This window comes from Chitinophaga sp. CF118, assembly GCF_900112615.1.
Lineage (GTDB): Bacteria > Bacteroidota > Bacteroidia > Chitinophagales > Chitinophagaceae > Chitinophaga.
Window position 1 is genome coordinate 323,037 of sequence record NZ_FOMK01000003.1, and the last position, 16,395, is coordinate 339,431.

Annotated in this window: 9 protein-coding genes; 3 read left to right on the forward strand and 6 right to left on the reverse strand. The window is 41.0% G+C overall.

Annotation, left to right across the window (positions count from 1 at the left end):
- Positions 1-36: 36 nt before the first annotated feature.
- From BM176_RS13670 to BM176_RS13685, 4 genes are all read right to left on the reverse strand, one after another.
- A complete protein-coding gene (locus tag BM176_RS13670) occupies positions 37-1,050 on the reverse strand; it encodes a glycoside hydrolase family 43 protein (protein ID WP_090103861.1) in 1,014 nt (337 codons plus the stop codon).
- 3 nt (positions 1,051-1,053) lie between these two features.
- Positions 1,054-2,568 (reverse strand): RagB/SusD family nutrient uptake outer membrane protein, encoded by a 1,515-nt coding sequence (locus BM176_RS13675; RefSeq protein ID WP_177230398.1) that lies wholly within the window; start codon positions 2,566-2,568, stop codon positions 1,054-1,056.
- Positions 2,569-2,591: 23 nt separating this feature from the next.
- On the reverse strand, positions 2,592-5,600 hold the full coding sequence (locus tag BM176_RS13680) for a SusC/RagA family TonB-linked outer membrane protein (RefSeq protein WP_177230399.1): 3,009 nt from the start codon (positions 5,598-5,600) through the stop codon (positions 2,592-2,594).
- A gap of 174 nt (positions 5,601-5,774) precedes the next feature.
- Positions 5,775-9,827: a hybrid sensor histidine kinase/response regulator transcription factor gene (locus BM176_RS13685; protein ID WP_090103867.1), complete on the reverse strand. Its 4,053-nt coding sequence runs from the start codon at positions 9,825-9,827 to the stop codon at positions 5,775-5,777.
- A gap of 232 nt (positions 9,828-10,059) precedes the next feature.
- On the opposite strand from BM176_RS13685, the gene BM176_RS13690 reads away from it, so the two are divergent.
- A complete protein-coding gene (locus BM176_RS13690) occupies positions 10,060-12,444 on the forward strand; it encodes an ABC transporter permease (RefSeq protein WP_090103869.1) in 2,385 nt (794 codons plus the stop codon).
- Positions 12,445-12,508: 64 nt separating this feature from the next.
- Here BM176_RS13690 and BM176_RS13695 read toward each other — a convergent pair whose 3' ends face one another.
- Together BM176_RS13695 and BM176_RS13700 are read right to left on the reverse strand one after the other, a co-directional pair.
- Positions 12,509-13,840 (reverse strand): outer membrane beta-barrel protein, encoded by a 1,332-nt coding sequence (locus BM176_RS13695; protein WP_090103871.1) that lies wholly within the window; start codon positions 13,838-13,840, stop codon positions 12,509-12,511.
- Positions 13,841-14,050: 210 nt separating this feature from the next.
- Complete coding sequence (locus BM176_RS13700; RefSeq protein ID WP_090103873.1) at positions 14,051-14,317, reverse strand: hypothetical protein; 267 nt, start codon at positions 14,315-14,317, stop codon at positions 14,051-14,053.
- Positions 14,318-14,499: 182 nt separating this feature from the next.
- Here BM176_RS13700 and BM176_RS13705 point away from each other — a divergent pair, with 182 nt between their 5' ends.
- On the forward strand, positions 14,500-14,877 hold the full coding sequence (locus BM176_RS13705; protein ID WP_090103875.1) for a BlaI/MecI/CopY family transcriptional regulator: 378 nt from the start codon (positions 14,500-14,502) through the stop codon (positions 14,875-14,877).
- 6 nt (positions 14,878-14,883) lie between these two features.
- The gene (locus BM176_RS13710; protein ID WP_090103877.1) at positions 14,884-16,326 is read left to right on the forward strand and encodes a M56 family metallopeptidase; all 1,443 of its coding nucleotides are present in this window, start codon (positions 14,884-14,886) and stop codon (positions 16,324-16,326) included.
- The last annotated feature ends 69 nt before the right edge of the window (positions 16,327-16,395 follow it).

The following is a 16,395-nucleotide window of genomic DNA, read 5'->3' on the forward strand; positions in this document are numbered from 1 at the left end:
TAATCGAAGATGGAGTCGATTTTTAAACGAAACAGTTTATTTCTCCAAACCTATCTGCCATTCATTTTTCCAAATAATTTCTGGTTTGCCGGCGGAATTAAATACCAGGGGCAACCATACATAACGGGAAGCTTCCAGGTCAGTTTTATTCCATTTATCTGCCATGAAAATAAATTCATTCTTTTTACCCTGTACCGGTATCACATAGGCACTTTGTGCGTGAAAGGTACTGTCACTGTCAATGCCCCTGCATGGATTATCGTATTGTTTCCAATCGCCCAGGATGTTATCTGCTACTGCATAGGATGCCGCATTGGGCGACCAGCCGGTGCAACCGGAAGTGAACAGATAATACCTGTTATTGTATTTGCATACGGCAGGTGCTTCTCTTGAAAGATTGATCAGTATCCGTTTATCATTCGTGCTATGAGCCAGGTAGTCATCTGTGAGTTCACAGATATGCATTGTACTATTTTCTTCAGATGAATAGAAGTGATATGCCTTACCATTATCATCCTGGAAAATAGTCATATCCCTGGCCATATTCCCATTAGGCCTTACGCTACCTACGTATTTAAAAGGCCCTTCAGGACGATCGCTTACGGCTACTCCGGATCTTGCATAACTGTAATCTTTGGAGTCAATATGCAGCCACATTACGAACTTTCCGGTTTTCCTGTTAAAGATCACTTTCGGACGTTCTATCACTTTATCGATATAAAGATCATTTGTACTGTCTGCCTTATCCGGCGATAATGCTACGCTTTCAAATGCCCAGTGCTGGAGGTCTTTAGACGAATAACAGGAAACACCACCTGCATTCACCCTGTAATTTTCCCATGTAGAACCCGGTACCCGCCAGGTAGGTCCCTTTTTAATTTCACCATACCAATAGTAGGTATTATGATGATATAAAATACCTCCTCCATGTGCATTCACCGGGTTACCGGTTACGTCTTTCCATACCTGCCCCGGAATAAATTGTGCATAGCCCGTATTAAAAACCAGGATGCAGATAATCGTCAACAGCGTTATTGAAATATTCTTCATTGATCAAAGATTTGAATTGAGCTGTTGATCCCCAATTGGAATTGGAGCCCAGTAAAAAGTATGGGTTTCGTCGCTTGGAATATTTTTCAGTACTTCTTCAGATGCGTCTCTGTCGGAGTTTGCTTTAGCAACCGTTTCAGTTCTGATCAGATCATACCAGCGGGCAGCAGGTTCCACACCGGCAAATTCCCAGCCCCGTTCTGCAATCACTGAGTCACGAAAAGCTGTTTGTGATAAGCCTGCCTGAAGATCTGCCAGGCCAGCCCTGTTTCTAACCGCATTAATAGCACTGTAGGCGGTTGCATCAGGAGTGGAAGACATTGCCTGCGCTTCTGCATAAGTGAGTAATACTTCTGCATAACGGATTACAAATACAGTGTGACTGCCTATCCAGTTACTGTTAACATGGTTAACCGGGTTAAAAGCATCATCATCACGGAACTTAAAGAAATAAGGATGTTTGTGTAGAGTTCCGGTATAGTCAACTGAATCACTCACCACATTATTGATGTAGTATACAGATTGATAAGTGGCATTCTTTCTTGGACCAGCAGGGAATTTCTTATAGAAATTGATCTCACCATATCCGTCGCCCCATCCACCTTCATCATCTGGTGCATAGGCATTAGGGGTAAGCATATTATAGTTCTCCCAAGCCCAGCCGGACACATTTACATTATAGTAACAGCCAAATACTGTTTCATGATTGAACTTACCACTTTTCTGCCAGAGGTCAATGAAGTTGGTAGCAAGCTCATATCCCCAGGTGGCTTTATTATCTATCACTTCTTTCGCTTTAGCTGCTGCCAGTGCATATTTATCTGTTTGTTTCAGCGGCCATCCTGCCATTGTTAAATAAACATTGGCCAGTAGTGCTTTTGCTGAACCACGGGTAGGAGGAATATCCACGCCGTTTTGTTTCCTTGTTCCATCCCATCCGTCTGGCAGCATTGTTTCAGCATTTTGCAGATCGCTTAAAATGAGGGCATAAATATCTGCAGGCTCTGCTTTTGTTCTCGTATAGTCTACGGTGTTATCTGTTACCAGGGGCACTTCTCCCCAGGTGCGGGTAAGGAAAAAATAACTCAGCGCCCGCAGAAAATAGGCTTGTCCGGCGGCATGATTCCTGTCATCTTCAGAAGCTTGAGTAGCATTCTTATAATTATTGATCAGTGCATTGCAGGATTTTATAGTGGAATAGAAATAGCTCCACCAGTTAGTCATACGGTCGTTGGAAGAAGTAGCCTGATAAGTATCAAAATCCGAATAGGAAATTTTGTTTCCTGCTCTTGCCACGGTCATATCATCTCCTCCCCAGAGGGTAGAAAAACCGGCAGACTGGTTAAAGGCGCCGTTGATCTGTGTATAGAGGGCGATAGTAGCCATATTCAGATCGTTGGTTGTTTTATAGAAATTTTCTGTTGTAAGATTACCTTTAGGATCTTCCTTTAAAAAGTCTTTACTGCAGGAGGACATTCCCATGATCACAATGCCTGCAATTGCAAAATATTTTTTCATCTTATGAGATTTTAACGTGGTCATTATAATGATATATTTACCCCAAAGGTGATTGTACGTGGAGAAGGGTAAGCACCCAGGTCAATACCAGCATCTGCATCACTGGAAGCTGCTGTGGATGTAGCTTCAGGATCGTATCCTTTATACTTTGTGATGGTGTACAGGTTTTGTCCGCTAAGGGTAAATCTCACATCTGCAAACCTGGTGGTTTTCTTATGCAGGGTATAAGAAAGACTTACGTTTTTCAGTCTTACATAACTGCCATTTTGCAGATACTGAGTTGATTCAACATAACTCCTGTTTGTGGTACTTGCAGGATCGGCCCATACTGAACCTGTATTTTTAGCAGTCCAGTAATTGGCAGATTCAGCAAGTGTAGGATATTTCACATCACTGGTAGGAGCAGCAATACCGGCATAGGTAGCATTAAAGATCTTATTACCATGTGACGCCTGTACGAATACATTCAGCTCAAGGTTTTTATATCTGAAATTATTATTAAAGCCCCATTGGAATTTAGGAATAGCACTACCTGCAATTACACGGTCTTCATAACCTATAGAGCCATTGCCACTTACATCCACATAACGGTTATCACCTGCTTTGTAACCCAGTGTATTATTGGCATCCTGGTATACACCCTGCCATGGAATGAGATAGAATGATCCCAGCGATTGTCCTGTTTTTACCACCTGAATATTGGTGTTGATTAGTCCCCCGCCTATAATTGGTCTGTACAGGATGGAATCTTTACCAAGGCTTTCTACCCTGTTTTTGTAAGTAGATGCATTAATGGTAGCGGTCCATGAGAAATCTTTCGTTTGAATCGCAGCTACATCTACATAAATTTCAAAGCCTTTATTATTTACCGCACCTACGTTTTTATATACGGTACCACCGCCGTCATAACTGGCAATGGGCACCTGTAACAGCAGATCTTCCGTACGTTTGTTGTAGTAATCGGCAGTTACATTTATCCGGCCATTCATGAATCCCATATCCAGACCAATATCGGTCTGTTTTGTTGTTTCCCATTTCAGGTTCGGATTACTTGGACTACCAAGCATATATCCCTGATATAAAGTACTGGTACCAAAGGAGTATTGAACACCTGATAATAGTCCCAGGCTGCTATAAGGATTGATGGACTGATTTCCTGTAATACCCCAGCTACCACGTAGTTTCAGGTTGGAAAAGATGCCCAGGTCTTTAATGAATTGTTCTTCAGACATTCTCCAGCCTGCACCAATTGAAGGGAAGTAACCCCATTTGTTGGCGGTTGACTGGAACTTTGAAGATCCATCTGCCCTGTAAGTAGCGGTGATCAGGTATTTATCGTTAAAGGTATAAGACGCACGGCCAACATAGGAAAGTAGTGCCCAGTTAGAATAAGTCGATGAAATACCCTGAGAGGTGTTCAGTGCTAAATTATAATATCCGTTGGAAGTAGATGTAAGTCCGGAACCGGTAGCGCTGAAGGAATTTAATCTGTTAGATGTTTCCTCTACGATACCCATTACTGTCAGGTCGTGCTTTTCATTGAATTTTTTATGAAAAGTAAGAGCATTACTGTTCTGGAATGTATAAGTTTCTGTAGAGCTCTGACCGGAACCTGGATTACCAGGACTGATCCAGTCGTTGTTCAGATAGGCATTTCTGGTGATATTCATATCCAGGCCCACATTAATATTAAAAGTAAGCCAGTCTGTAATATTGTATTTGAGTCTGCCATTTAGCACAGCTGAGTTGGAGGAATTATCGCTGTTTCTTTCTTTGATGGTCATGTAAGGATTGGACCAGATTGGAGAGATCCCAAACCTGTTATATTGGGAGCCTGAATCATACACCTGTTCTGTAGGTGCCCATGCCAGCGCGGCGGTAACGGGGTTCCCCTTTCCGCCAATATCGCCATTGTTGTGTGAGTTGGCATGAGCAGCAAACAGTCCTAGTCCTATGCTCACCTTATTGCTCAGTTTACTATCTAAATTAGCTCTCACTGCAAATTTCTCCTGATTGGTATTTAGCAGTAACCCGGATTGATTCACATAATACCCTGAAATATAGTATTTGGATTTTTCTGTTCCCCCGGAAACAGAAAGCTGATGATTTTGTGTAATGCCGTCATGCAGGATCTTGTCTTGCCAGTCGGTACCTTTGCCTGCATAAGATTGTGGATCTGCAAATACAGATGCACCAGTAATATGATTAGCCTGCTCTGCATAACCCACAGCATCCAGCAATTTGTATTTTTTCATTGGCCGGTTACTGCTGATAAAACCGTTGTATTCAATTTTCGTAATACCGGCTTTCCCGCTTTTAGTCGTGATGATGATCACACCATTAGCACCACGGGAACCATAAATGGCAGTAGCAGATGCATCTTTCAGAACTTCCATGGATTCAATATCATTCACATTGATATCCTGAATGCCAATACTGCTTAATGCAACCCCATCAATAACATATAAAGGGTCGTTGCTGGCATTAATAGAGTTCGCACCTCTGATGCGGATCTTTACCGCACCACCAGGAGCTCCGGAACTATTGGCCACAGAAACCCCGGCAACCCTGCCCTGCAGAGCGGACGAAGCACTTAATACGGGCTGGTCTTTATATGTAGTTGCATTCAGCGTGGCAATTGAACCTGTAAGGTCCTTTCTTTTTTGGGTACCATATCCTACTACCACCACTTCGCCCAGTCCCGTTGTTACAGATTCCAGTTCTGCATTAACAGTAGTGCGGTTATTGATAGGTATTTCCCTGGTGCCATACCCCATCAGGCTGAATGAAAGGGTAGCGTTCCCCGGTGCATTAATGGAGAACCGGCCATTATTATCTGTTTGTGTGTTTACAGATGTACCTTTTACATATACTATAACGCCAGGTAAAGAGGTATCGCCGGAGCTCACCCTTCCACTAACGGCTTGTTGAGCATAAAGGACGGAAGCATGGCAGCTGAAAATAAAGAAAAGGATTAGTTTAAAACAGGAGGAATAAGCCTGTTTTCTCCATAACGTAAGGAAATTTCCCATGATGATTCTGGTTTTTGTATCAGTTAAATTGTATTGTCCCCCCCGAAGCATATACTATAAATAAGTTATGTCGGAATTGTTTTCGTGGAATAATTCTATGCAATGATATGCCCCTTACTGAGTAAACTACAGGGGGGCAATCGCCAAAAATGGGGGGTAAACTGGTAAAAATGGCTATTCTTTCCAGTTAACTATATTAAAATCCTTATTAAATGACCCTCTATATTTTTTTATGTATTCTGATGGATTCATTTCAAAAAGTTTACAGAACTGTTCCCGGAAATATTTGCTGTCATTAATCCCTACCTGGAAAGCGGTTTCATTTACATTATAGTCTGTACTTAATAATAATACGGCCGCCCTTCGTAAACGGATAAAGCGGATAAAGGCATTGATGGAATGTCCGGAAATGGATTTTACCTTTTTATAAAGGTTGGAATGGCTCATACCTATCTGGGCAGCCAGCATTTTGATATTAAACTCTTCATTATCAAGGTTATTTTCAACGATGCCGATGCATCTTTCCAGGAAATCCCGGTATTCGGTTGAAATTTTCGAACTATTCTTTTTAAGGGTGATTTTATCAAAGAAATAGCGCTGTAACACATTCCGGTTTTGAAGAATATTGTCTATCCGGGCTATCAGGAGATCCTTTTCAAAGGGTTTGATGATATAATCGTCGGCCCCGCACTCAATTCCTTTCAACTTGATATCTGATGACGGGCTGGCTGTTAATAGAATAACCGGTATATGATTCAGGTAGGGGTCCTGTTTAATGGTATTACAAAGTTCAACCCCTGTCATTCCTTTCATCAGGATATCACTGATAATGATATCGGGATAATGTTCCTGTGCTATTTTTAAACCTTCTGCCCCGTTATCTGCTTCGTGGAAGATGAACTTTTCGCTGAACAACTGTTTCAGGTATCCTCTTATTTCTGTATTATCATCCACTACCAGGATAGATTTTTTACCTGAAATGATCTCAGCCACGCTTTCTCTTTCTTTAGTCGCCCGGGGGAGCTCGGCGTTAATATTTCCCATGAGTTCTTCCAAGAGAGCCGGTCTTTCTGCCACTTCTTCAAAAATGTAGTGGCCGGGAAAGTGGGAGCTACCTTTCCTGAGCTGTACCAGGAACCGGGTTCCTTTCCCTATATTGCTGGTGTAGGATATTTCACCTTTATGGCTTTCTATGAAATGTTTTGAAACGTGTAGTCCAATGCCGAACCCGGCTTTTCCCGGTAGTCTGTTTTCTTTCGCCTGATAAAATTTCTCAAATAGCCTGTTACCCGTATCTTCTTCAATACCGCAACCAGTATCTGTAATGGAGATTTCAACGTTGTATTCCTTCTCCTTTACTTCGAATATGACGGTCCCGTTCTCCGGCGTAAATTTCAACGCATTCGAAAGCAGGTTAAACAGTACTATCTCTAATTTTTCACGGTCTGCATATAACTCAAGTTGTTGATTATCAAATATAAACTGGTAATCAATATTCCTGGCTTTTGCCTGCTGGGTGAAGCATAGATATACTTCTCTGCAAAAATTATAAAAGTTAAGCCTGGTTACTTTCAGTTTATCGGCATCACTATCTGCCTTTCTGAACAGTAAAAGCTGGTCTACCAGGCTCAATAAACGGCGGGCATTCCTGTACACTACATCCAGGCCGGTGTTATGCTCACTGTTATTCAGTAATTCTTTAACCGGGTTAATGATCAGTGTGAGAGGGGTTCTGAATTCGTGGGAAACATTCGTAAAGAAAGACAGTTTCTTTTCGTTCAGTTCTTTTTCCTTTTCTGTTTCCAGGCGCGCAAGCCGGATGTCGAAAGCGAGTTTTGTTTTCTGCGCTTTATATTGCAGATAAGTATAGAATATTGCCAGGATAACGGCTATATATAACAGGTAAGCCCACCATGCCCTGTACCAGGGTGGCAGTACTGTTATTTTTAGTGTAAATACTTTGTTGTTCCAGGCACCCTCAGCATTAGTAGCTTTTACCCTAAAAGTATAGTTGCCTTCATGCAAGCGGGTATAATTAGCTGTTCTTGACTTGCCTACATAATTCCAGTCTTTGTCCCATCCTTCCATATAATAGGCATAATCAATTTTATCTGGCGCGGCGTATTCCAGCGCTACAAAATCGAAAGCAATAACTGCTTTATTATAGGGAATCCGGAGTGCAATAATATTATCCGGTGTTCTTTCAGTGACAAATGAGCCGTCCTGCTCAACGGGTATATTGTCTATTTTCAGGCCGGTAAGAAACACCCTGGGCATGGTAGCATAATCTTTTATGCTATCCGGATAAAAGATGCTCAATCCTTTGATGCCTCCAAGGATAAACTCTCCGGATTTTAGAGCCAGTGCTGCATTGTAATTGAATTGGTTGCTTGGAAGGCCATCCGATTGGGAGAAGTTTTTGAATGTTTTTTTCCGGGGATCGAATTTTGAGAGCCCGTTAAATGTGCTGATCCATAAGTTACCGCTTTTATCTTCCAGTATTTTCAGGATAGAGTTATTGGAAAGCCCATCTGATTTTGTATATCTTGAGTACCTGGCAGTGATCTTATCAAACAGCAATAATCCGCCTCCTTCTGTACCAATCCAGAAATTACCGGCTTTATCTTCATGGATTGCCCGGATAGGATATCCAATATTATATAGTTGGTGTTTTTTGTTTTGCCGGTCAATTTTAATCAGTGAAGTATAGTTACCACCCCAGAAATTCCCGCTACTATCTTCTGCCAGGGAAAGCATATTAGTGAGGTTGTTATCAAAGAGTTCGAAGTGGTTGGTATTCCTGTTGAACCAGTAGAGCGAACCATTGTTGCATGCACCAGCCCAGAGTTTCTTTTCAGCATCTTCATATAATATCCAGGTATTTTTATCTTCTGCATTGCTTTGTGGGTTGAAGCAGGAGAAGTGTTCAAATGTATGGGTGGATTTATTAAAGCGATTAATTCCTCCTCCCCAGGTTGTTAACCAGATATTATTCTGAAAATCGTTTATGATGCTGGTCGCAAAGTTATTGCTGAGTGAAGTGTTATTATCGTCCTGGTGTTTGAAGTTGATATATACATCTTGTTTCCTGTTCCAGTAGCTGATTCCGCCTCCATCTGTACCTATCCATAAATTCTGCTCCGGGTCTTCACAAAGTGATAATGTAAAATTATTGATAAGGCTGTTGCTGTTCAGCGGATCGTGCGTAATGGTTGTGAACCCTGCTCTTCTGGGATCAATGATATTGATACCACCTCTTAGCGTGCCGATCCATTTCCGGCCTTCTTTATCTTCATGTACAGAAAATACTGCGGTACTGGTGAGCAATTCTTTATTGAGATGGGTGATTTTTTCTGTGGCGAGTGGCATCGTAAAAATGCCTTCTCCATCAGAAGCTATCCACAGATTTTGTTGTTTGTCTACTGTAAGATGTACTACCCGGTTATAATGAGTAGCCAGAACGTTGGAAAAGGTATTGGATGGGATATCATATTTATAGAGACCTTCGTCGGCACCCAGCCAGAGGTGTTTGTTTTTATCTGCCTGTAAGGTTATCCCGGTTTTAATACTGTTATTAATTACCTCTATTATGTCCGTTTTATCATTATATCTGCAGAGCCCTATATTACGGACGAATAACCAGGCATGTTGATCCTGGTCATATTTAATGGACATTACATCGTAATGTGTATTCCCGTTTTGAAGAGGGATTTGCCTGGCAGAGCCGGCTTCTTTATTATATATTAAAAGACCTTCTCCACTGGTGCCAATAAATACATTTTCTTTCATATTGGGCATGACAGCATTTACTGCAACGGTGATCCTTTTTGCTGTTTTTTCCTTGTAGGGGAGGAAATTAACGGAAGAAAACCGGGACGTTGCATTATTGAAAATGCTGACCCCGCCTCTTGTTCCTATCCAGAGTCTGTTGTCCTGATCTTCCACAATGCAGGCGATGCGATTATTTATAAGGGAGCCCGGATTATTGAATTCATTCCGGTAAATGGTAAAGTTATATCCATCGTAACGGTTTAGTCCGTCGTAAGTACCAAACCACATGAACCCGTTATGGTCCTGGTAGATACTGGTAACCGCGTTATTGGAAAGGCCCTGTTCTATACCAAGGTAGGTAATGGGATATTGATCAGTAGCAAGACTTTTTGTAAGGATCAAAAAAGTATTGAGCACAAGAAGGATTACCCGTTTCGATTGAAGAGCTGGCCACATGGAATTAAATATTATAGTCACTGTTCTGATTACGATACATTGTTCACGACATCGAAAAAATACGCAAATTATCCTGATAAATGAAATAGTTCATTTATTATCAAAACCGGACACCCGGATGTAACGAAACCGGACATTTTCATAGTTTTGCATTAAGATAATGGATTGAATGTCAGTTGATTTATTAATTGGCATACTTTTCATCGAATCAGGATAACATACCCATACCCTTATGATCAGTAGTTATTTCAAAATTGCCTGGCGCAATCTTATCAAAAGCAAAGGATATTCTCTTATTAATATCGGCGGATTAGCAGCCGGAATGTCTGTCGCTATGCTTATTGGGTTGTGGATCTGGGATGAATTGTCGTTCGACAAATACAACAAAAACTATAATCAGATAGCGCAGTTGATGCAGAATCAGACCTTCAATGGAGACGTTGGGACCTGGCAAACGATGCCCTATCCAATGGGAGATGCCCTGCGCAACACATATGGCGATAATTTTAAGCATGTGGTGATGGCCTCCTGGGATTTCTACAAGGTGCTTGCCAGCGGTGACAAGAAACTGAAGAAGATCGGTAAATATATGGAGCCGGATGGTCCTGAGTTGCTGGATCTGCAAATGCTGAAGGGGAGCAGGGGAAACCTGAAAGATAATTCATCCATTTTATTATCCGAATCGACTGCAAAAGATTACTTCGGTAATGAAGACCCCATGGGTAAGTCCATGAAAATTAATAACCAGGAGAACGTGATAGTGACGGGAGTATATAAAGACCTGCCTTATAATTCTGCTTTTGGTAATGTAGCCTTTATAGCACCGTTTGATCTGTATATTAATAGTCTGGGATGGGTGAAAAAAAATGATTTTCCGTGGGGTAATAATGCATTTCTTGTTTTGGTGCAGATTGCAGATAATACAGATATGAATAAGGTCTCTGCAAAGATCAAAGACGTTAAGCTGAATCATATTCCTGAAGAAGATAAAAAATATCGTCCGGCAGTTTTCCTGCATCCAATGAGTAGATGGCATTTATATGGAGAATTTAAGAACGGAGTGAATAGTGGCGGACGGATCCAGTTTGTGTGGTTGTTTTGTATTATTGGCATTTTTGTATTGTTACTCGCCTGTATCAATTTCATGAATCTGAGCACGGCCCGTTCAGAAAAGCGGGCGAAAGAAGTGGGGATTCGTAAGGCTATCGGGTCTTTACGCAGTCAACTGATAGGTCAGTTTTTCAGTGAATCCCTGTTGGTAGTAGTGTTCGGGTTTGTATGTTCCCTGCTTGTTGTACAATTAATTCTTCCATTTTTCAATAGTGTAGCTGACAAAAAGATGTCCATCCTTTGGAGCAATCCTGTATTCTGGTTGGTGGGTATTAGCATAAGTCTGCTCACAGGTTTAATAGCCGGTAGTTATCCGGCTATTTATCTTTCTTCTTTTCAGCCGGTAAAGGTATTAAAAGGTACTTTCCGGGTGGGGCGGTATGCCGCTATTCCCCGTAAGGTACTTGTGGTATTGCAGTTTACTGTATCTGTTACGTTGATCATTGGAACTATTGTTGTGTTCCGCCAGATTCAGTATGCAATGAACAGACCGGTTGGATATAGCCGTGATGGATTAATTTCTTTACAGATGATCAACAATGATATTCATAATCATTTTGACGCAATAAGAACTGAATTGAAAAGTACAGGAACAATTGCAGAAATGGCGGAAGCCAATGCCCCTGTAACGGCCGTTTGGTCAACGAATGGAGGTTTTGACTGGAAAGGAAAAGATCCTTCCCTGGCAGTGGATTTTCCCAGTACGGGGGTATCATATGAGTATGGAAAAACAATAGGATGGAAATTTATAGAAGGAAGGGACTTTTCTACCGCTTATGCAACAGATTCATCTGGTTTTGTTTTAAATGAGGCTGCGGTAAAATTTATGGGTTTAAAAAATCCGGTGGGTGAGATAATTAAGTGGGACGATGTTTCATTTAAAGTGATTGGGGTAATTAAAGATATGATCGTGGAATCGCCATATGAACCAGTGAGACCCTCTATGTATCACATAGATAAGCAGTATACGAGTATTGTTAATATAAGAATGAATCCTGCTAAAAGTGCTCCGGAAGCATTGAGTAAAATTGAAGCTGTCTTTAAAAAGTATTGTCCTGATCAACCGTTTGATTACAAATTTGTGGATGATGAATATGCGAAGAAGTTTGGCAATGAGCAACGAATAGGTAAACTGGGAAGTTTCTTTGCTGTTCTTGCTATTTTTATCTGTTGCCTGGGATTATTTGGAATGGCATCTTTCATGGCAGAGCGGCGAACTAAAGAAATTGGTGTGAGGAAAGTAATGGGAGCATCTGTATTCAATCTCTGGAAATTATTATCGAAAGACTTTGTGCTGCTGGTATTTATCTCATTGATCATTGCCATCCCCATGGCCTGGTATCTTATGAGTAACTGGTTACAGAAATACCAGTACCGCTCTGAAATATCGTGGTGGATCTTTGCCATAGCAGGAGTGGGGATATTGATCATTACATTGGTAACGGTGAGTTTCCAGAGTATCAGGGCAGCATTGATGAATCCAGTGAAGAGTTTGAGAGCGGAATAAATTTTATATGATTACACATAAGGTATCAGTTACTGATACCTTATGTGTTTTACTGCTTTGTGTTTTAAAAACGGACTATCAGATCCGCAGCAGCTGAATACTGGTCTTTTTTAACTCCGTTATCATATGGTGTTACATTGTTAGCATAAGCGCGTTCATATCTTATTTCCGGGCGTATTCTTATATAAGGATTAAAGAAGTGAACAACCCCGATAGTATGACTTGAATATGCAGTAGCGAAGCCTGTACGGTTTCCCTTAGCATCGTTTAAATAATCATTACGAATAGATAGGTAGTCAGCCCCTGAAAGTTTTACCTGGAAGTAATTAACAGCACCAAGAGCATTAGCATATCCAGGAATTGGGTTTCCCGCACCTACACCTTTGAAAAATGGTTGTGGTGGACCATCAATTACTGTTCCCCCAACAAGTGCATCTTTTTGCCACATATAATATACTTCTGTCATCATGTGCACCGTATTATTAAAGCGGTGCCCCCAGGTTGCAACAACCATTTGCAGATCATCATGATTATTTTTGTACTTACCGGCGCCCAATGAATTAATACCTCCGTAAATGGAGTTGTTGTTATTCTTTGAAACCCAACGGGCCATTAATAAGCCATTAATACTTGCAGAGTTGCTCCATGGAGCAACATCATTTCCCGCATGTACGCCAACTTCCAGTTGCCAGTATGATCCGAGCTTAAAAGTTGCTTGTGCCCCGGTGAATGTATAAGGATCTACCGTAAACATTAACGAGTGTGAGTAGAGGTAATTATCTGTTGCCCATTGTGCCTCAATATCGGCAGGAGAAATAAATCGTCCAACCTTTAAAATCATACCATCAGCGATCTTCGGAAAGTATATTAATCCATAAATTTCGGCGGGGTCGAACCCATATTTATTATTGTGTTTTAACAACTGATCACTAAAATAGCCCTTGGCTGTAGTGAAGCGGTAATCGGTGCCAAAGATGGTAGTAAGCAGGAATCCTGCTGAAATGTGGTCTGTTTGAATTGTATTTGGCTGGAGGTCAAATTTAAGACCCACCTGGTCGAGCACTACATTGTTTGGAATGAGATCGTACGATGTAGGAGCATTGGATGTTTTTGAAGAACTTATATTTACCCCGGGATCAATCCAGCCATAAATTCTAAGTTTGGTTTTAGTTAATCCTAAGGCTTTTTGCAGAGGATAAACGGGGGCTGTGGCATCAATACCAATAAGAGGAGCACCATCCCATTCGCTGGTTGGAAACGGAGGTGAATCCAACGGTGATGGCAGGGAACGTTTTACGGAATCTTTGCGGGTACTTAAGGATTTTGGATCTACCTGAGAAAATGCATTCAATGTGACAGTTGTAAGCAAAATAAAAATGAATAAGCGCTCTTTCATGTTTTATTTAAATTAATTGCCCACCCTATATGCCATTGAAATGCCAAAGTCAATAACTGATCATAAATAATACAAAGTCAATATGTTAGAATTTTATGTAAAAAATTATTTAGAATTTACAATATCAAAATGAGAGGGTAAATTATCATTTTGATATGGTGAGATTGTATGGTAGACAAAACATTACATTTCTAAAAGAAAATTCTTTCATCAATTCACTATAAATGTATAAACATCTGAAGTGGAGGTATTCCCTTTTGTATCGTGTGTTACTACCTTCCAATAATAAGTTGTTCCGGATGTAATGGCGATACTGTTTAAGTACATATTGCTAACATTACTCTGATAAAGAGGAGCTGTATAGGTTGTACCAAAATAAACATCATATCCTGCAATATCATTATCTATATCATCGCCTGTCCAGGTAAGGTTAATAGTACTGCCTGAAACGCTCTGATTAAATGTTGGTGAAGTCAAAGCTGAGAGTAAGTTTTTTCACGTTGTGAAATTATTTGGGGGACAGAATTACTTATACAAATAACGTCCACAAACTTGTATTGTTCAATGTTACGGATGGATTGAAAAGAGACTCTCTAAATTTTTTCAAAAAAAGTAACCCTTCTTGATGTAACGTACGTTTTAATACGTACCTTTAGGTTATGAAAGATGAAGTTGTTCCTACCAAGACCGAAATGGACGTGTTACAGGTGTTATGGCAGTATGGCCCATCTACCGTACGATTTGTACACGACAAGCTCAATGAGCAGAAGGAGGCGGTAATATATACGTCTACCTTGAAGCTGATGCAGGTGATGAAAGAGAAGGGAATGCTGGATCGTGATGAAACCAATATGAAACACATTTACAGTGCTTTACTTGTGGAAGATAAAGTGAAAGGTAATCTGTTGGGGCGTTTTGTGGATTCTATGTATAACGGTTCTCCCAGCGACTTAATGGTAGCTTTGCTGGGTAACGATAAAACATCTGCAGAAGAGCTGAAGAAGATAAAAGAGTTACTGAATAAGATGAGTAAATAATTAATTATGTACTTACATCAACTGGTACAGGCGTTCAGCTGGATGCTTATCCATTCATTATGGCAGGGATTACTGCTGGCAATTATTGCCGGTGTGGTGCTGATGCTCACCAAAAGGTCATCTGCAGCTATACGTTATAACCTGGTATTTGCACTGCTTTTATTATTTGTATGCGCCTGCATCTTTACTTTTATGTGGGAGTGGAACCAGTACCAGTTACATACAGTAGTTCAATCTATTTCCGGGGCTGCGTTCTTTAATATCAGGGCCGATATCATAAAGACATGTATTCACTACTTTTCAGCGAATGCCCCCATTATATTATGTATATGGTTCATCTTTTTTATTGCACGTACAGTCAGGATTATGGGAGGGCTTATTTATATCAGTCGTGCGAGGCATAGGAATATTTATTCTCCCGGCGATGACTGGAAAAATAAGATGGAAGTACTCTGTGAAAAATTGCAATTAAAAAAAGCGGTATTGTTACTGGAATCCGGGTATGTGAAAATGCCACTTGTAATAGGGCATTTCAAGCCGGTGATTCTTATCCCGGTGGGATTATTAGCAGGACTGCCAATCAGCCAGGTAGAGGCAGTTTTATTGCATGAACTGGCACACATCCGGAGGAACGATTACTTTGTGAACATCTTACAAAATATTACTGAAGCTATATTTTTCTTTAACCCGGGATTGCTATGGATTTCATCATTACTGCGCGATGAACGGGAACATTGCTGTGATGATATTGCCCTTGCGCAGACAAAGAACAAAAGAGAATTTATAGAAGCGCTGATCAGTTTCAAGGAACATTCATTGTATGGTTCAAACTATGCAGTGGCTTTTCCAGGCAGGAAAGATCATTTATTGCAGCGGGTGAGCCGGATTCTGCATAACAGGAATAATACACTCAACCCTGCAGAGAAACTGTTCTTTATGGCAGGAATACTGCTCCTTGGGGTCATGATTACAGCAGCTGGTATCGTGGAGATCCGTACAATAGTTGATAGTAAACCTATTTATACATCGTCTTCCCAGATCGTTACAAAATCGGTAACAGATACCATTAAACGATATTCAAAACCACATAAACTCCGGCAAAGGGTTATAACAGTAGAAAAGCGGGAGTTTGTTGAGCAGGAGCAAGGTAGTCTTGCTGCTGCTGAAGAAGCCAGGGTTCAGGCAGATATAATGCGTGTGCATGCCGACATACTAAGGGAGCAGGCGGAAAGAGATAAAGAACAGGCGGATAAAGACCGAGTATTGGCCGAACTGGATCGTGTGCAGGCAGAGAAAGACAGAGAGCAGGCAAATAAAGATCGCGAACAGGCAGTGCTGGACCGGCAGCGGGCCATGAAAGACAGGATACAAGCCGATAAAGACCGTGAACAGGCAGAAAGGGACCGTGAGCATGCCATGAAAGAAAGAGCCAGGCTGGCGAATACTTAATTTCCATAAACATTTTCATTTTTTAACATTCACTGGTAAGTGAAGCAGGAATGTATTGCCTATTCCGAA